Here is a 17,765-nt window from a genome sequence, read left to right on the forward strand (position 1 = left end):
AGATCTCACATCAGCTTATTTCTTCAGCATTGCGCACTTCGAATCGGCCACCGTGGTGAAGGCCTGGTCGCCCGGAATGGTCGCGACCACCTTCAGGTAGTCCCACGGCTTTTTCGACTCTGCCGCGGTCTTCACCTGCATCAGGTACATGTCGTGGATGCCACGGCCGTCCTGGCGGATATAGCCCTTGGTGTAGAAGTCGTTGATCTTCATCTTCTTCAACTCGGCCATGACCTTGTCCGGATCGTCGGTCTTGGCCGCTTCCACCGCCTTCAGGTAGGTGCTGGCCGCCGAGTAGTCCGCCGCTTGGAGGCTGCTAGGCATCTTCTTCATCTTGCCGAAGAAACGGTTGGCGAACTTGCGGGTGTCGTCGTTCATGTCCCAGTACCAGCTGTCGGTCATCAGCAGGCCTTCGGTGTTCTTCAGCCCGAGGCTGTGCACGTCGTTGATGAACATCAGCAGGCCGGCGATCTTCATCGACTTGGTGATGCCGAATTCCTTGGCCGCCTTGATCGCGTTGATGGTGTCGCCGCCGGCGTTGGCCAGGCCCAGGATCTGCGCCTTGGACGACTGTGCCTGCAGCAGGAACGAAGAGAAATCCGATGCCGACAGCGGATGGCGCACCTGACCCGCCACCGTGCCACCGCTGGCCTTGACCACCGCCGCGGTGTCGTTTTCCAGCGAATGGCCGAAGGCGTAGTCGGCGGTCAGGAAGAACCACGACTTGCCGCCCTGCTTGACCACCGCGCTGCCGGTGCCCTTAGCCAGCGCCACCGTGTCATAGGCGTAGTGCACCGTGTACGGCGAGCACTCTTCGTTGGTGAGGCGCGCGGTTCCGGCGCCGATATTGATGTAGACGCGCTTCTTCTCCGTAGCCACCTTGTTCATCGCCAGCGCGGTGCCCGAGTTGGTGCCGCCCAGCAGCAGGTCCAGGCCCTGCTGGTCCATCCATTCGCGCGCCTTCGAGGCGGCGATGTCGGCCTTGTTCTGGTGGTCTGCAGAGACGATTTCGATGGGCTTGCCCAGCACCTTGCCGCCGCGGTCCTCGACCGCCATCTTGATGGCTTCCAGGCCGCCGGGGCCGTCGATGTCGGCGTACAGGCCCGACATGTCGGTGATGTAGCCGATCTTCACGGTGTCACCCGACACCTGGGCAACGGCGCTGAAGGAAACCGCACCCATGGCAATGGCCGCCATCGCGGCCGCGAGCCGAGTCTTTTTCATCTCTATGTCTCCTGATTTGCGGCGGCGTGCGCGCCACCCGTTCCTGCCAAACATCAACCCATGATCCGTGCGGATCAGACCCCGAGCAGTTCGTGCAGCACCGGCATCTTGGCCTCCAGCTCACTGGCGGCAAAACGCTCGACGATGCTGCCATGCTCCATCACGTAGAAGCGGTCCGCCAGCGGCGCGGCAAAGCGGAAGTTCTGCTCCACCATCACCACCGTGTACCCCTTCTGCTTGAGCATCAGGATCATGCGCGCGAGCGCCTGCACGATCACTGGTGCCAACCCTTCCGAGATTTCATCGAGCAGCAGCAGGTTCGCGCCGGTGCGCAGGATGCGCCCGACCGCCAGCATCTGCTGCTCGCCGCCGGAAAGACGCGTGCCCTGGCTCTGGCGGCGCTCCTTCAGGTTCGGGAACATCTCGTAGATATCGGTCTCGCTCATGCCCTTGCTGGTGTCGGCGCCCTTCAGCACCGGCGGCAGCATCAAGTTCTCTTCGCATGAGAGGCTGGAGAAGATCGCCCGCTCTTCAGGGCAATAGCCAATGCCGTAGTGCGCAATCTTGTGCGTGGGCAGGCTGATGGTCTCGTGGCCGTCCACCTTGATCGAGCCCTTGCGCGCCCCGGTCAGGCCCATGATCGCGCGCAGCGTGGTGGTGCGGCCGGCGCCGTTGCGGCCCAGCAGCGTGACCACTTCGCCGCGGTTCACGGTCAGGTCAACGCCGTGCAGGATGTGCGATTCGCCGTACCAGGCGTGCAGGTCCTTGATCTCGAGCGCGGGTGTGTTGGCGGGTGTGTTCAATGAAGTCATATCGTTCCCCGGCCGTCTCAGTGCGCGCCCTGCAGTTCCGCGTCGACGGTGCCCATGTAGGCCTCCATCACGCGCGGGTCCTTGGACACTTCCGCATACGGCCCTTCGGCCAGGATCGCGCCACGCTGCAGCACGGTGATCTTGTCAGCGATCGACGAGACCACGCTCATGTTGTGCTCCACCATCAGGATGGTGCGGCCCGCCGAGACCTTCTTGATCAGCTGCGTGACGCGGTCCACGTCTTCGTGGCCCATGCCCTGGGTGGGTTCGTCGAGCAGCATCAGCTCGGGCTCCATCGCCAGCGTGGTGGCAATCTCCAGCGCGCGCTTGCGGCCGTACGGCAGGTTCACCGTCAGCGTCTGCGCGAACTCGGTCAGGCCGACCTGTTCGAGCAGCTCCATGGCGCGGTCATTGAGCACGTCCAGCGAGCGCTCGCTGCGCCAGAACTGGTACGCCGTGCCGAGTTGCCGCTGCAGCCCGATGCGCACGTTCTCCATCACCGTCAGGTGCGGGAACACCGCCGAGATCTGGAACGAACGGATCACGCCGCGCCGGGCGATCTGCGCGGGCTTTTCACGGGTGATGTCGATGCCGTTGAAAAGGATGGTGCCGGTGGTCGGCTCCAGGAACTTGGTGAGCAGGTTGAAGCAGGTCGTCTTGCCGGCGCCGTTGGGCCCGATCAACGCATGGATCGACCCGCGGCGCACCTGTAGGTTGACGTCGCTCACCGCCGTGAACCCCTTGAACTCCTTGGTGAGGTTCCGCGTTTCCAGGATGGTTTCCTGCTGGTTCATGTCTCCTGCCCGCCCTCTTGCTGAACTGCCGGGGTGATGCCCGGCACTGACAATGGTCCGAACCGGCCTTGTAGGCCCTTGCTGCCGCTTGTTCCGTCAGGCTGGCCGTGGTTGCGGCCCTGCCTGCGGCTTTCTGTTCAGGTGCGGGGCGGCTCCCGCGCAGGTTGCGGCGATGGCTTTGATGTGCTGCCGACGCACCCTGTGAGGCGTCTATTGTGTGCGCCTGTTGCATCGCAAAACATCGGGGTTTGCACTATGAAACATGAACCAAGTGTCAGTTTTTCTGCGAGCGCACATGAGCAGGCTGCGCCACTTGGTCACGGCCCCGCCCGCGACCCCGTGGCGCGCTCATGTCAGGCGCCTGCAGCGGCTGCCGCCGGCGCCGGGTGCACCAATACTTCCGCCGCCGCCAGGCCCTGCCGGCGGTCTTCGCGGATCAGGTCGCTGGCGCGCTCGGCGATCATGATGGTCGGCGAATTGGTGTTGCCCGACGTGATCAGCGGCATCACCGAGGCATCGACCACGCGCAGGCCGTCGATGCCCAGCACGCGCAGGCGATGGTCGACCACGGCCATCGGGTCGTCGGCGCGGCCCATCTTGCAGGTGCCCACCGGATGGAAGATGGTGGTGCCGATATTGCCGGCCGCTTCGGCCAGCTGTTTGTCGGTCTGGAATGCCGGACCCGGCAGCCATTCCTCGGGCTGGTACGGCGCCAGCGCCGGCGACGCCACGATGCGGCGCGTGAGCCGGATGGAGTCGGCCGCGACGCGCCGGTCTTCGTCGGTCGTCAAGTAATTGGGCGCGATCACCGGCGCCTGGCGGAAATCCGCGCTGCCGACATGCACGCTGCCGCGCGAGGTTGGCCGCAGGTTGCAGGCACTCGCGGTAAAGGCATTGAACGCATGCAGCGGGTCGCCGAACTTGTCCAGCGACAACGGCTGCACGTGGTACTCCACGTTCGGCCGCGCCTGCGACGGGTCCGAGCGCGCAAAGGCGCCCAGCTGCGACGGCGCCATGCTCATCGGCCCGCTCTGGTTGAAGGCGTACTGCACGCCGATGCAGAACTTGCCCCACAGGCTCGCGGCGCGCGTGTTGAGCGTGCGCACGCCGCTGACCTTCACCACGGAGCGCAGCTGCAGGTGGTCCTGCAGGTTCTCGCCCACGCCGGGAAGCGCATGGCGCACCGGGATACCCAGCGCCTGCAGGCGCTCGGCCTGGCCGATGCCCGACAGCTCCAGCAGCTGTGGCGTATTGACCGCGCCCGCGGCCAGGATCACTTCCTGCGTGGCCGCCACCGTGTGCGGCCGGCCGCCACCGATATAGTTCACGCCGGTGCAGCGGCGCCCGTCGAAGGTCAGCCCGCTCACCTGCGCCCCGGTGACAATGGTCAGGTTGGGACGCTCCGACGCACGCCGCAGGAAGGCCTTGGCCGTGTTCCAGCGGATGCCGCGGCGCTGGTTCACATCGAAATAGCCCACGCCGAAGTTGTCGCCGCGGTTGAAATCCTCCGTGCGCGGAATCCCCGCCTCTTCTGCGGCATCGGCAAAGCGCTCCAGGATGTCCCAGCGCAAGCGCTGGCCTTCTACGCGCCATTCGCCGCCGGCGCCATGGAATTCGCTCGGGCCGCGGTGGTGGTCCTCGCTGCGCTTGAACAGCGGCAGCACATTGTCCCAGCGCCAGCCATCGTCGCCGGTCAGCCGCGCCCACTCGTCATAATCCTCGCGCTGGCCACGCATATAGATCATGCCGTTGATCGACGAGCAACCGCCCAGCACGCGCCCGCGCGGATAGCCCAGCGAGCGGCCGTTCAGCCCCGCCTCGGCCTCGGTGCGATAGAGCCAGTCGGTGCGCGGGTTGCCGATGCAGTACAGGTAGCCCACCGGGATATGGATCCAGTGGTAGTCGTCCTTGCCGCCGGCCTCCAGCAGCAGCACGCTGACGTCCGGGTCCTGCGTCAGGCGGTTCGCCAGGACACAGCCGGCTGAACCGGCTCCCACGATGATGTAGTCGAATGTCTCCATCGCTGTTCTTGTCATCATCGTTGCGGGTTATTTCGCCACCGGCATGGTGAACTCAGCGCCCTTGGCGATCGAATCCGGCCAACGCTGCATCACGCTCTTGTAGCGCGTGTAGAAGCGCACGCCCTCTTCGCCATAGGCGTGATGGTCGCCGAACAGCGATCGCTTCCAGCCACCGAACGAATGCCATGCCATCGGCACCGGAATGGGCACGTTGATGCCGACCATGCCGATCTGGATCTGCCGTGCGAACGCACGCGCGATGCCGCCGTCGCTGGTGTAGCACGATACGCCGTTGCCGTATTCATGCGCATTGATCAGCGCCACGGCTTCGGCAAAGTCATGCACGCGCACTACCGACAGCACCGGGCCGAAGATCTCTTCCTTGTAGATCGTCATGTCGGGCTTGACGTTGTCGAACAGCGTGCCGCCGACATAGAAGCCGTTCTCATGGCCGGGTACGGTATGACCGCGGCCATCGGTCACCAGCGTCGCGCCCTCTTCCACGCCCTTGGCGATATAGCCCTCCACCTTCGCCTTGTGCGCAGCGGTTACCAGCGGACCCATTTCGGCGTCGGAGTCCATGCCGTTGCGGATCTTCAGCGAGCTGGCGCGTTCGGCGAGCCGCGGCACCAGCTTGTCGGCAACATCGCCGACTGCCACCGCCACCGAGATCGCCATGCAGCGTTCGCCGGCAGAACCATACGCGGCACCGATCAGCGCATCGACCGCCTGGTCGAGATCGGCATCCGGCATCACCACCAGGTGGTTCTTGGCGCCGCCCAGCGCCTGCACGCGCTTGCCGTGCTTCGTCCCTTCCGTATAGATGTACTCGGCGATCGGCGTCGAGCCGACGAACGACAGCGCCTGCACGTCCGGATGTGCGAGCAGCGCGTCCACGGCTTCCTTGTCACCCTGCACGACATTGAACACGCCATCGGGCAAACCAGCCTGGCGCAGCAGGTCGGCAATCAGCAGGCTCGGCGACGGATCACGTTCCGACGGCTTCAGCACGAACGTATTGCCGCACGCCAGCGCCACCGGGAACATCCACATCGGCACCATCACCGGGAAGTTGAACGGCGTGATGCCGGCCACCACGCCCAGCGGCTGGCGCAGGTTCCAGTTGTCGATGCCGCCGCCGATGTTGTCGGTGAAGTCGGTCTTGAGCAGGTTGGGGATGCCGCAGGCAAATTCCACCACCTCGATGCCGCGCGTGACTTCGCCCTTGGCGTCGGAGAACACCTTGCCGTGCTCGCGCGTGATCAGCGCGGCCAGGTCGTCGTGGTGCTGGTCGAGCAGCTCCTTGAACTTGAACAGGATGCGCGCGCGGCGCAGCGGCGGGGTGTCGGCCCAGGCGGGGAATGCAGCATGGGCGGCGGCGACGGCATCGGCCACGTCCTGCGCGGTGGCCAGTGCCACGCGCGCGGCGACTTCGCCCGTGGCGGGGTTATAGATATCGGCCAGACGCTGCGATGCGCCGCGTGTCTGCCGGCCTGCGATGCTATGGCCGATGATGGTCTGCACCGCGCTGGCTTCTGCAAGGATGTCTTCCACTTCCGCTCCTGAATGCTGGGTCGACGGCATGCGGCTTGCCGGATCTTTGCGTCTGGTGAAGACGCTGGCGCAAACATCCGCCAGTCTCGCACTGGCATCGATGCCGCGCCGCACAAGGCGTGCCGGGCCGTATTGAGCGCAAGCTTGGTGCAGTTGCGCGGCCCCGTCCAATGATTTATCGTCAATCGCAATATAAGCCGCGCAAAATATTGCGCCGCACCACGCCACGCTCCCGCGCCACCTTTCGCCCCGACACCGCCTTGGACCTCCACCACCTGCGCGCCTTCGTTGCCGTCGCGCGCGAGGGCAACCTGACCCGCGCCGCGCAGCGGCTGCACCTGACGCAGCCCGCAGTGAGCCTGCAATTGAAGGCGCTGCAATCGGCGTGGCGCATCCGGCTGTTCGAGCGCACTGCCGCGGGCCTGACGCTGACCGCCGACGGCACCGCATTGCTGCCGCTGGCCGAGCGCATCCTCGACGGCGTGGGCGACCTGCAGCATACCGTCAGCGCGATGCATCACACCGTGCGCGGCCGGCTGGCGATCGGCACCATTCTCGATCCGGAATTCACGCGGCTGGGCCCGATGCTGCGCACGCTGGTGGAACGCCATCCGCAGATCGGCACCGAGCTGCGCCACGGCATGTCGGGCTGGGTGCTGCAACAGGTACGCAGCGGCGCGCTCGACGTGGGCTTCTACCTGGGCCAGCCGCCCGACGCCGGCTTCCATGCGCTGACGCTGACGCCCTTCTCTTACTACGTGGTGGCGCCCAAGGGCTGGAAAGAGCGCACCGCGCTGCGCTCATGGGCGCAGCTGGCAACGCTGCCGTGGATCTGGACGCCGCCGGAATCGGCGCACAACCGGCTCTTGTCCGCGCGCTTTGCGCAGGCCGGCGTCGACCCGGCCGGCGTGCCCAAGGTGGCGCATGTCGACCAGGAGGCTTCGATGCTGGACCTCGTGCGCTCCGGCGTGGGGCTGTCGCTGGTGCGCGATGCGATCGCGCTGCGCGAGTCGCATGCGCACGGGCTGGTGATCGTGGAAGGGGTCTCGGTGCAGACCGAGCTGACGCTGGTATGCCTGGCCACGCGCCGCGACGACCCGGTCGTCGCGGCGGTCTTCGGCGTGGCCGAGTCGGTGTTCAGGACTTAGCCCAACGTCCCTACTGCTGCAGGTGGCCCTGCAGCCAGCCGGTCAGCGCCGCGAACACTTCGCCGCGCAGCGGCTGCGCTTCATTGAAGATCTCGTGGTAGCCGTGCTCGAACCAGACCTCTTCGCGCAACGCCGGCGGCGCGTTGTCGAAGAAGCTGCGGCTGCCGGCCGGGTCCACCACGCGGTCGGCGCCGCCGACCAGCATCAGCGTGGGTGCCTCCAGCAGCGCGGCATCGGCCTGGGCCCGCGCCATGCCGCGGATAAAGCTCTCCAGTACGCTGGCGGTGATGGTGGTCTGCACCAGCGGATCTGAGCGGTAGGCGGCCACCACGGCGGGATCGTGCGACAAGAGCCGCGCATCGATCGGATTGGGCACGCGCAGCCGCGGCGCCAGCGCCAGCAGCACGCGGTGCAGCGCCAGCATCGGGCCCGACAGCCGCAGCGCCAGCGCGGGCGAGGACAGCACCAGCGCGCGCACCGGGCGCACGCGCGCGGTGGCAAAGCGTGCCGCGATCATCCCGCCCATGCTGTGGCCAAGCAGGATCGGCAACTCGTTCCAGCCAGGCACCGCGGCATCGTAGATCTCGGCGAGGTCGTCCAGGTAGGTATCCTGATGGTCCGCCACCATGCGCGCGCCGCCGCTGGCGCCATGGCCGCGCAGGTCGTGCGCACGCACGCGCAGGCCCAGCCCGCACAGCACATCGGCCACATGCTGGTAGCGTCCGGCATGCTCGGCAAGCCCATGCACCAGCAGCACCGAGCCGAGCGGTTCGGCAAAGCGCGCCGGATCGGGCTGCCAGGTGCGCAGCAGCAGCTCGGTGCCGTCGCGCATGCGCTGGCGGCTCTGCATCGGCGCGTGCGTGCCGGCAGGGGTATCGGCAGGCATGCCGGAAGCGTCGGCAATAGCAGGATCGTCCGTCATCGGTTGTTCCATTCGCGCAAGTCTCCTGCCGGCACGGACCGCGAGCAAAGCGCTGGCGCCGGCTGTCGTTATTCTTTGTGGTGCTGCCTGCTGCCTGCTTTGCCTTGCACTGTCTGTCCCGCTCAACTGTGGCAGGCAAGCCTGTCCTGCGCTTCCGGCTGCGCCATATCGGCCAGGATCGGGCAATCCGGCCGGTCATCGCCGCTGCAGTGCTGCGCCAGCTCGCGCAGCGTGTCGCGCATTGCGGCCAGTTCGGCGATGCGCAGCTCCAGGTCGGCCACATGCCGCAGCGTCAGCGCCTTGACGTCGGCGCTGGCGCGGCCGCGGTCATGCCATAGCGACAGCAGGTTGCGGATCTCGTCGAGCGAGAATCCCAGATTACGGGCGCGCCGCACGAAGCGCAAGGTATGCACCGCGCGTTCGTCATAGCGGCGGTAGCCGCCCTCGGTGCGCGGCGGTGCCGCCACCAGCCCGATCGATTCATAGTGCCGGATCATCTTGGCCGACACGCCCGACGCCTGCGCCGCTTCGCCGATATTCATCACTCGCCTCCCTGTGCCGTGGCGGCCCCGGCTTGCGGACGCCAGCGGCGCAGCAGCAGCGCATTGCTGACCACGCTGACACTGGAGAACGCCATCGCCGCACCCGCCACCACCGGGTTCAGCAACCCGGCCGCGGCCAGCGGAATGCCCACCACGTTGTAGAAAAAAGCCCAGAACAGGTTCTGCCGGATCTTGCGCACGGTGCGGTGCGAGACCGCCAGCGCATCGGCCACCAGCGCCGGGTCGCCGCGCATCAGCGTGATGCCGGCGGCGTGCATGGCCACGTCGGTGCCGGTCGACATGGCAATGCCCACGTCCGCCGCCGCCAGCGCCGGCGCATCGTTGATGCCGTCGCCCACCATCGCCACCACCGCGCCATCGCGCCCCAGCGCCTGCACGCGGGCAGCCTTGTCTTCGGGCAGCACCTCAGCCTGCACGTCGTCCAGCCCCAGCGCCTGCGCCACGCGCGCCGCCGCGCCGGCATTGTCGCCGGTCAGCATCACGGTGCGCACGCCGGCCGCGCGCAGCCTGGCAATCGCCGCCGGCGCGCCCGGCTTGATGGCATCGCCAAACGCGACCAGCCCGGCCACGCGCGGCGGCGTGGTTTCGACCAGCCACGACACGGTGCGGCCGTCTGCGCGCAACTGGTCCGCCAGCGTTGCCAGCGTGCCTGCCTCTGCGCCCAGCATTTCACGCAGGCGCTCGCTGCCCAGCTGCAGCGCGTGGCCGTCCACCACGCCGGCAATGCCGCGGCCCGGCAGGGCATGCACCTCGGTGGCCTGCGGCACGGCAATGCCGCGTGCCTGCGCCGCAGCCAGCACGGCGCGGGCCAGCGGATGCTCGCTGCCGGCCTGCAGCGCGGCCAGCCGCGCCAGCAGCGCGCTGCCGTCGGCATCGGCGGGATCGGCCGCATGCAGCGCCACCACTTCCGGCTTGCCGACCGTGAGCGTGCCGGTCTTGTCGAATGCCACCACGCTGACGCGGTGCGCCACCTCCAGCGCCTCGGCGTCCTTGATCAGGATGCCGGCGCGCGCGCCGGCGCCGGTGCCGGCCATGATCGCCGTGGGCGTGGCCAGGCCCAGCGCGCACGGGCAGGCGATCACCAGCACCGCAACGGCGTTGAGCAATGCGATTTCCCAGTCGCCGGCAAAGAGGCCCCAGCCCAGCACCGTCAACAGCGCAATGCCCAGCACTACCGGCACGAACACCGCGCTGACCTGGTCGACCATGCGCTGGATCGGCGCCTTGGCCGCCTGTGCGTGCTCGACCATGCGGATGATGCGTGCCAGCACGGTCTCGGCGCCCACCGCCTCGGTGCGCGCAACCAGCAGCCCTTCGAAATTGATGGCGCCGCCGGTGATGCGGTCGCCGGGCTTCTTGGGCACCGGCACGCTTTCACCAGTCAGCATCGATTCGTCCGCGTGGCTGTTGCCTTCGATCACCTCGGCGTCCACCGGGATGCGCTCGCCGGGGCGCACCACCACCTCGTCGCCCACGCGCACCGCCGCCAGCGGCACGCTCTGCTCCACGCCGCCGCGGCGCACGCGGGCGGTATCGGGACGCAGGGCCGCGAGTGCGCGGATGGCATCGGCGGTCTGGCGCTTGGCGCGGGTCTCCAGCCACTTGCCCAGGCGCACCAGCGTGATCACCACCGCCGCGCTTTCGAAGTACAGGTGCGGCATGGCGTCGGCCGGCGTGCGCCACATCAGCCACAGCGACAGCCCATAGGCCGCCGTCGTGCCCAGCGCCACCAGCAGGTCCATATTGCCCGCGCCGGCGCGCACCGCCTTCCAGCCGGCCTTGTAGAAGCGCCAGCCGAACACGAACTGCACCGGCGTGGCCAGCAGCCACTGCACCCATGCTGGCAGCATCCAGTGCACACCGAGCCATTCCAGCACCATTGGCGCCACCAGCGGCAGCGACAGCGCCGCCGAGATCGCCACCGGCCAGGGGCCGTCCCAGAAGGCAGTGCCCTGCCCCGCCTGCGATGCGGCATCGGCCACCGGCGTCGCGCCATAGCCGGCGCGCGCGACTGCGGCCACCAGCGCCGCGGTATCCGCCGCGCCGCGCAGCAGCGTGACGCTGGCGCGCTCGGTCGCCAGGTTGACTTGCGCGTCCATCACGCCCGGCACGGCGCGCAGCGCCTTTTCGACCCGGGACACGCATGAGGCACAGGTCATGTCGGCAATATTCAGTTCGATGGTGTCCTGCGGCACCGTGTAGCCGGCATCGGCCACGGCACGGGCGGCGGCCGGCAGCACCGCGCCCGAGTCGGCGCGCAGCGTTGCGGCTTCCGTCGCCAGATTGACGGCCACGTCGCGCACGCCCGGCACACGCGCCAATGCGTTCTCCACGCGGCGCACGCACGAGGCGCAGGTCATGCCGTCGACCGGCAGGCGCCATTCGGGCGTATCGTCAGCCGGCCGGTCAGCCGGCCGGACAGGTTGTGAAGCGAGCACAGCGCTGGAATTTGGCATGGTTCTGAGTCATCCACAGTGTCGATGTCAGCATCATGGACCTTACCATCATTGGAAGGTCAAGGCCGAATGCACAGGGAGTTACCGTCACATTGGCGCCAACAAGATTCCCCTTGCGCTTCCCACCATGGGAAGGTTCAAACTATGTCTGTCGCGGCACCCTGCCGCCTTTCCCATCCCGTCCAGGAGAGTCCCATCATGATCCAGTTCCAGGTCGAAGGCATGTCATGCAACCACTGCGTGGGCGCCATCACGCGTGCCGTACAGGCGGTTGACCCGGCCGCGCGTGTCAGCGCGGATGTGCCCGCCCAGGCCGTGCGCGTCGAGAGCGGTGCCGACACCGAGGCCCTGCGCGATGCCATCGAAGAGGCTGGCTATCCGGTCAAGTCGGTGGCGTAAGCTGACCACCGCGCCGGCACCAATAAGAAAGGGCACCCCCGGGTGCCCTTTCTGCTGTCAGTGTGCCGCGCTCAGAAGCGGTAGCCCACGTTCAGGAACGTCACCACCGGATCGATCTTGATCTTGGTGTGCGACTGGATCGTCACCGGGCCCGCCTGGGTGGTGAAGGACGCGCGGGTCGACAGCGGCACGTACGATACCGACAGGCCGACAAACCAGTTGTCGTTGATGGCGTAGTTGGCGCCGATGTTGAACACCGGGTTCCACGACGGCTTGGCGCTGGCGGTCATGCGCGCACCCGGCAAGAACTCGCGGTTCACGAAGTTCTGGTTGGTGATGGTCTCGTCGGTAAACCAGGTGTAGTTCACGCCGATGCCGACGTAGGGACGGAACCTGGTCTTGGCGTCGAAGAAGTGGTACTTGACCAGCAGCGCCGGGCTCCACTGCTTGACCGAACCGAGCTTGCCATACTGGGCATAGTTGCCGGTGCCCTTGACGTCATGCTTGGGCGGAATGCCCGCGACGATTTCACCGGAAATGTTGTCGGTGAAGTAGTGCGTGAAGGCCAGGCCCAGCGTGTCGGCGGATTCGATCTCCGCGCCGGTGTTCGGCCGGGTCATGCCGACCGGGCGGCCATTGATGCTGTCGACGGTCAGCGGATCGGCGGAGCTGTTCGGCATCACGCGGAACCAGCCCATGCTGACGATATTGCTGCCGGCCGACTGCGCGTGTGCGGCTCCGGCCAGCGCCATGACAGCGCCTGCCGCCAGCATCTTCTTATAGGTGGATTTCATAGTCCTCTTACTCCTCATACGGTTACTGCCGTGTGCATTATCCGGCCAGCCGATGCACGACTGTTTCACCGATGACACTGATTCGTAGAGGACGCCCCCTAAAGGGAGGGTTAACCACTAAAAAATCCCAACGGAAATGGCTCGCAAGACGCTTTGCCGCAGCATCGGCGCAACGGTTTATGTCACGCGCCGGAAGAAACCCTCGATGAAACGAGGTTTTATGGGGCTGGCGCGCAACAGATGCCGCCTGCCAGCCCCATCCCGGTGCCGTCAGGGTGTCACGATGGCGAAGTTCGGCTCGGACTTGTCCATCAGCGCCGTCCACGCCGCCAGCGCCTGCGGGTCGCCGTCCACACGGGCGCGGCCCGCCTGAGTCTCGGCCTGCAGCGTGGTCTGGCCGGCCAGCACCCCCATCAGCACGGCGCGCGGCATGGTCAGCGTGGCCTGCGGCGATGCGTGCTGCGCGTCGGGCTTGTAGCGGAACACGCCGTTTTCCACCGTCAGCGCATAGCGCTTGCCGGTATCCGGCTGTACCCAGTTCAGCGCCAGCGTCTTGCCCGCCGCGCGGTCGCCGTTCAGGCTGATCGCCAGGTAATCCAGGAACATGGTGTCGGTCATGGCGCCCAGCACGTCCGGGCTGCCGGCGCGGCGGCCGGCCTGGGGCGGGCCGCTGCGCAGTTCGGCGGCACCGGTCAGGTAGGCATTGCGCCAGGTCGAGGATTCGGCCTGGTAGCCGAGCTGCTCCAGCGCGTCGGCTTCCAGCTGGCGGGCAGCCTGGTTGGACGGATCGGCAAAGACCACGTGCTTGACCACCTCGGCCACCCAGCGGTACTCGCCACGCGCGTACGCCGCGCGCGCCTGCTCCAGCACGCGCGCCGCGCCGCCCATGAATTCGACGTAGCGCTTGCCCGCCTCTTCCGGCGGCAGCGGGTTCAGGTTGGCAGGGTTGGCGTCATACCAGCCCAGGTAGCGCTGGTACACCGCCTTGGCGTTGTGGCTGACGGTGCCGTAGTAGTCGCGCAGATGCCATTCGGCGGCCAGCGACGGCGGCAGCTTCACGCGCTCGGCGATCTCGGCCGGCACGTAGCCCATGTTGGCCAGCCGCAGCGACTGGTCATGGATGTACTTGTAGCCGTCGCGCTGCTTGCCCAGGTAGGTGACGATGTCCTGGCGGCCCCAGGTAGGCCAGTGGTGCTGGGCGAACAAGACTTCGGTGCGGCCGCCGAAGCGGTCGATGGTCTCGTCCAGCGCGCGCCACCACTGGTTGGCGTCGCGCACCTGGGCGCCGCGGATGGTGTACAGGTTGTGCAGGTTGTGGGTGGCGTCCTCGGCGGCGCACAGTGCCTTCCACTGCGGGAAGTACATCAGCATCTCGGCCGGGGCCTCGGTGCCCGGCGCCATCAGGAATTCGATCAGCACGCCGTCGATGGTGCGCGTGTCGCCGGTCTTGTGGATCAGGTCCGTCGGCGGGATCAGCGTCAGCGTGCCGTGCGCCACCCCCTTGCCCAGCCCCGCATCCACCTGCCCGGTGGCGGAACGCGGCAGGTTGAAGCCATACATGTACTGGGCGCGGCGGCTCATGGCGTTGCCGGCGAAGACGTTCTCGCTGACGGCCTCTTCCATGAAGCCTTCCGGGGCCAGCACCTTGGCCCGCCCCGCCTTGACGTCGTCTTCGCTGATGACGCCCTTGACCCCACCGAAGTGGTCACCATGGCTGTGCGTATAGATCACCGCGACCACGGGCTTTTTGGGCCGGTGCTTGAAGTACAGGTCGAGGCCGGCGCGCGAGGTCTCCATCGCCGTCAGCGGGTCGATCACGATCAGGCCGGTGTCGCCCTCGATGATCGTCATGTTGGCGATATCGAAGCCGCGGATCTGGTAGATCCGGTCCGTCACCTGGAACAGCCCGTTATGCATGTTCAGCTGCGCCTGGCGCCACAGGCTGGGGTTCACGGTGGCCGGCGCCTGGTCTTGCTTGAGGAAGCCGTAGGGGTCCAGCGCCCACACCACGTTGCCCTTGGCGTCGCGGATCTCGGTGTTGTCCAGCGTGCCGATAAAGCCACGGCGCGCGGCCTCGAAGTCACGCCGGTCCTGGAACGGCAGTTGTTGCAGCACGGCCGCATTGGCACGGGCAGTGGCATCGGTGGCGGGATTGCCCGCGGTGGCCGGGGCAGGTGCGGCGCCGGCGGTGCCGGCAAGGCTGATGGCGGCTGCAGCCAGCGCGGCGGCGGCTGCGGCAATGGCAGTCGGGTACGACATCCTGGTCTCCTGGAAATCCTGGGCCGGATGTCCGTATCCGGCCTGCAATGCTTCTATAATTGTGCTGAACGTTCAGTACAATACTGGAGTTTGCTGGCAGACCCCGGCCGCTGTCAAATAGGCATCCGGCCCGAATATTCCTAAATTGCCGCCGGCACCACCTGTCTTCCGCCCCCGCCCATGCCACCGACCCGCCCGGCCGCACAAAAGCCTCCAGCCTCCGTCACCAAGAACCGCCGCGGCCTGGAAACCCGCGAACGCGTCATTGCCGCAACGCGCGGGCTGATCAGCGCGCACGGCTACGCCGAGGTGACCCTCGACCAGATTTCCGCCGAGGCCGGCGTGGCCAAGAGCAGCCTGCTGTGGCATTTCGGCAGCAAGGAAATGCTTCTGGCGGAGGCCGCAACCAGCCTGTTCCGGGACATCGGCGAGGGGCTGGGCGCAGAGCCGCACCGGGGCAAGACCGCGGCGCGGCGGCTGGAAAACGCCTTCGACCGGGTGGCCGACTATTTCACGGCCAATCCGGAAGCCAAGGGTGTGGTGCTGGCGCTGCTGTTCTCGGGCAGCGTGCCGCCCAGCGTGCGCGAGGAAATCCGCCGCGGCTGGGACGCGCACGTGCAGGAACTGGCCGCAGCGCTGTCCGCGCCCGGCCGTCCGCTGCCCCCGGCGATGGCGCGCCTGATGGTGGCGACCATCCACGGCTGCTACTGCCACTGGTATGCCAGCGACCGCAGCGAGCCGATCGCCGGCTTCCTGGCGCCGGCGCGCGAGCTCTTCAGCGACTGGCTGCGTGCCCGCGACGGCGCGGAGTGATCAGCGGCTGGCCAGCACGCAGGCGGCCAGGTCCCACAGCGCGTAGCCCACGCTCTTGAACACCAGCGGGCTGCCGGCGCGCGCGCGGATGGCATCGGCCTGCAGGATCGCGGTCTCGAACGGCTGCACGTCGGCCCAGTCGATGCCGGCCTGCAGCAGGTCGCCCGCTTCGTCCTCGATCCCGAACAGCGTATCGGCCAGCAGCCGGCCGCTATCGGCGGCGGCATGGCACAGCGCCCGGGGCAGTTCGCACATGTCCGGCCGGAACGCGCCGACCGCGGCAATGAAGTGATCGTCGCGCCAGAGGCCGCTGTCCAGGTCCGGCAGCACCGGGCTGCGGCTGGACGTGACCGTGACCACCATCGATACGCGCGGCAATACCGCCGCGACCGACTCGGCCACCTCCGCCGCCACGCCCAGCGTGCGCGCGTGCGCGGCCAGCGCCTCGGCCTTGTCGCGCGTGCGCGAATGCAGCCACACCTTGCGCACGCCCAGCCCGGCCACGAAGGCCTCCAGGTGCGTCAGCGCCTGCACGCCGGCGCCGACGACCAGCAGCTCGCCATCCTTGCGCGCAGCAAAACACTGCGCCGCCAGCAGCGATACGGCCGCAGTGCGCCGTCCCGTCACCGTAGGGCCATCGAGCATGGCGATGCGCTCGCCGGTGTGCGCGTCGGCCACCACCACCTCGCCGAGGATATTGGGCAGCCCGCGCTGCGGGTTGCCGGGATGGACGGTGATGTTCTTGGTCATCACCAGGCTGCGGTTGCGCGCGGGCATCACCAGCAGCGTGCCTTCGCCACCTTGCGCATCGCCCACCGGCAGCGCAATGCGCGGCGGCGCCATGGCGGTGCCGTCGCGCAGCTCGGCCAGCATGTCGGCGATGGCTTGCGCCAGTTCGGGATACGGCAGGCGTGCCGCGGTGCTGGCGGCATCGAGGGGGACAAGGGACATGCGCTGGCTGTTCCATAAAATCTGCTCAAAGTTGAGCATTGGATTTATCCGCACTTCGTTGACGCGGCTTACGCCGCCAAACTGAAGCCGCTTGACGCTCAGTTGCGCCGGAGGAGCGCGCGAGCAGAATCTGCTTCACCTGGAGGTGAGGCATGTACCGGGTGATTTCCCGGTCATGAATCCTGTTCCGCACGTTCCGCGCAGCATTGGTGTCCGCCTGAAGAACGTCCCCGTTGGTACGGTAAAACTTGTCGTCCTTGCGCTTGCCTTCGAGCAAGCCCGTGAACGAGTCCATTTGCGACGTGTAGGCGGCGTTGACGACGACGTGCGTCGCCCCACGCTGCGTGCAAACTTCATCGAGCGCTTGAGCCAGTACACCCTTGGCCCATGCGCTCATGCGGCGGTTGTAGTTCCGCCACTGACTCCTCCCCTTGATGGGGGACGTCAGATCCTCCGAACCGACCACTGCCGCCTTGTCCACGATGGTATGGGCGGACTGGTAGGCAATCGTGCGCAACCGCTGCTTCGTGCGGTCCCTGCGCGCCTGCAGTTTCACGCGTCCGAGGTTGCACTTCCTGATGCGCTCGGCCTTGGCGATGCGACCAGCTTTGCGATGGGCTTTTTCGAGGGCATGCAGCCGGTTCCGTGCTTTCCCGGTCTTCGAAACCTGGTCGCTGTAAGCGCTCAGCACGGCGCCGAAGGTCTGACCATGATGCTCACCATCGGAGTCGGCGAAGGCCTCGGTATAGCCTTTGTCGACACCAATTTCCCCGGTGCCGCAGGGGCGCCCTTCGGCCTTCGAAGTAGCGTAGTGGATTTCGACCGCGTCACCCTTCACGATCACACGCAGGTTGCAACCCGTGAGGTCCACGTTCTTGCCGTTGCTGTTCGTCGTGAGCTCGATCGGAGGGCAATATTGCCTGGCGATGTGTATGGTGATGACCAGGTGCCCGTCCCTGACGCTGCTCTGATGCTTGTCCGAGCGGACGATGAACTGATTGTCGCAACTCGAAACGCCGTGCCGAAAGTACTTGCGCATCATCCGGTGCAGGTAT

The 17,765-nt window shown here is 67.1% G+C and carries 15 protein-coding genes; 3 read left to right on the forward strand and 12 right to left on the reverse strand.

Annotated elements, in window-relative coordinates; all coding sequences use genetic code 11:
• Positions 1 to 15 precede the first annotated feature (15 nt).
• From ACW4E8_RS24580 to ACW4E8_RS24600, 5 genes are all read right to left on the reverse strand, one after another.
• Positions 16 to 1,224, reverse strand: coding sequence for an ABC transporter substrate-binding protein (locus ACW4E8_RS24580; RefSeq protein WP_456806895.1), 1,209 nt, complete (start codon positions 1,222 to 1,224; stop codon positions 16 to 18).
• 74 nt (positions 1,225 to 1,298) lie between these two features.
• The gene (locus ACW4E8_RS24585; protein ID WP_456806896.1) at positions 1,299 to 2,036 is read right to left on the reverse strand and encodes an ABC transporter ATP-binding protein; all 738 of its coding nucleotides are present in this window, start codon (positions 2,034 to 2,036) and stop codon (positions 1,299 to 1,301) included.
• A 17-nt stretch (positions 2,037 to 2,053) separates the two neighbouring features.
• Positions 2,054 to 2,830 (reverse strand): ABC transporter ATP-binding protein, encoded by a 777-nt coding sequence (locus ACW4E8_RS24590; protein WP_456806897.1) that lies wholly within the window; start codon positions 2,828 to 2,830, stop codon positions 2,054 to 2,056.
• A 353-nt stretch (positions 2,831 to 3,183) separates the two neighbouring features.
• Positions 3,184 to 4,851: a GMC family oxidoreductase gene (locus ACW4E8_RS24595; RefSeq protein WP_456806898.1), complete on the reverse strand. Its 1,668-nt coding sequence runs from the start codon at positions 4,849 to 4,851 to the stop codon at positions 3,184 to 3,186.
• A 27-nt stretch (positions 4,852 to 4,878) separates the two neighbouring features.
• A complete protein-coding gene (locus ACW4E8_RS24600; protein ID WP_456806899.1) occupies positions 4,879 to 6,435 on the reverse strand; it encodes a CoA-acylating methylmalonate-semialdehyde dehydrogenase in 1,557 nt (518 codons plus the stop codon).
• A 230-nt stretch (positions 6,436 to 6,665) separates the two neighbouring features.
• On the opposite strand from ACW4E8_RS24600, the gene ACW4E8_RS24605 reads away from it, so the two are divergent.
• Entirely contained in the window at positions 6,666 to 7,553 is an 888-nt protein-coding gene (locus tag ACW4E8_RS24605) for a LysR family transcriptional regulator (RefSeq protein WP_456806900.1), read from the forward strand.
• Positions 7,554 to 7,563: 10 nt separating this feature from the next.
• Here the strand turns inward: ACW4E8_RS24605 and ACW4E8_RS24610 are convergent, their stop codons facing one another.
• From ACW4E8_RS24610 to ACW4E8_RS24620, 3 genes are all read right to left on the reverse strand, one after another.
• Positions 7,564 to 8,487: an alpha/beta hydrolase gene (locus ACW4E8_RS24610; protein ID WP_456806901.1), complete on the reverse strand. Its 924-nt coding sequence runs from the start codon at positions 8,485 to 8,487 to the stop codon at positions 7,564 to 7,566.
• 110 nt (positions 8,488 to 8,597) lie between these two features.
• On the reverse strand, positions 8,598 to 9,017 hold the full coding sequence (gene cueR, locus ACW4E8_RS24615) for a Cu(I)-responsive transcriptional regulator (protein ID WP_035817349.1): 420 nt from the start codon (positions 9,015 to 9,017) through the stop codon (positions 8,598 to 8,600).
• Positions 9,017 to 11,494, reverse strand: coding sequence for a heavy metal translocating P-type ATPase (locus tag ACW4E8_RS24620; protein WP_456806902.1), 2,478 nt, complete (start codon positions 11,492 to 11,494; stop codon positions 9,017 to 9,019). Before ACW4E8_RS24620 ends, cueR begins: the two co-directional genes overlap by 1 nt.
• 198 nt (positions 11,495 to 11,692) lie before the next feature.
• Here ACW4E8_RS24620 and ACW4E8_RS24625 point away from each other — a divergent pair, with 198 nt between their 5' ends.
• Complete coding sequence (locus tag ACW4E8_RS24625; RefSeq protein WP_035817353.1) at positions 11,693 to 11,893, forward strand: heavy-metal-associated domain-containing protein; 201 nt, start codon at positions 11,693 to 11,695, stop codon at positions 11,891 to 11,893.
• Positions 11,894 to 11,964: 71 nt separating this feature from the next.
• Here ACW4E8_RS24625 and ACW4E8_RS24630 read toward each other — a convergent pair whose 3' ends face one another.
• On the reverse strand, positions 11,965 to 12,687 hold the full coding sequence (locus ACW4E8_RS24630) for an OmpW/AlkL family protein (protein ID WP_456806903.1): 723 nt from the start codon (positions 12,685 to 12,687) through the stop codon (positions 11,965 to 11,967).
• Between the two features lie 270 nt (positions 12,688 to 12,957).
• A complete protein-coding gene (locus ACW4E8_RS24635) occupies positions 12,958 to 14,946 on the reverse strand; it encodes an alkyl/aryl-sulfatase (RefSeq protein ID WP_456806904.1) in 1,989 nt (662 codons plus the stop codon).
• Between the two features lie 180 nt (positions 14,947 to 15,126).
• Here ACW4E8_RS24635 and ACW4E8_RS24640 point away from each other — a divergent pair, with 180 nt between their 5' ends.
• A complete protein-coding gene (locus ACW4E8_RS24640; RefSeq protein WP_456806905.1) occupies positions 15,127 to 15,759 on the forward strand; it encodes a TetR/AcrR family transcriptional regulator in 633 nt (210 codons plus the stop codon).
• Here ACW4E8_RS24640 and ACW4E8_RS24645 read toward each other — a convergent pair whose 3' ends face one another.
• Both ACW4E8_RS24645 and ACW4E8_RS24650 read right to left on the reverse strand, forming a co-directional pair.
• Positions 15,760 to 16,710, reverse strand: coding sequence for a delta(1)-pyrroline-2-carboxylate reductase family protein (locus ACW4E8_RS24645; protein ID WP_456806906.1), 951 nt, complete (start codon positions 16,708 to 16,710; stop codon positions 15,760 to 15,762).
• A gap of 25 nt (positions 16,711 to 16,735) precedes the next feature.
• Positions 16,736 to 17,765: transposase (locus ACW4E8_RS24650; RefSeq protein WP_456806907.1), on the reverse strand; the 1,030-nt coding region annotated here is incomplete at its 5' end.

The organism is Cupriavidus sp. CP313 (assembly GCF_054072015.1).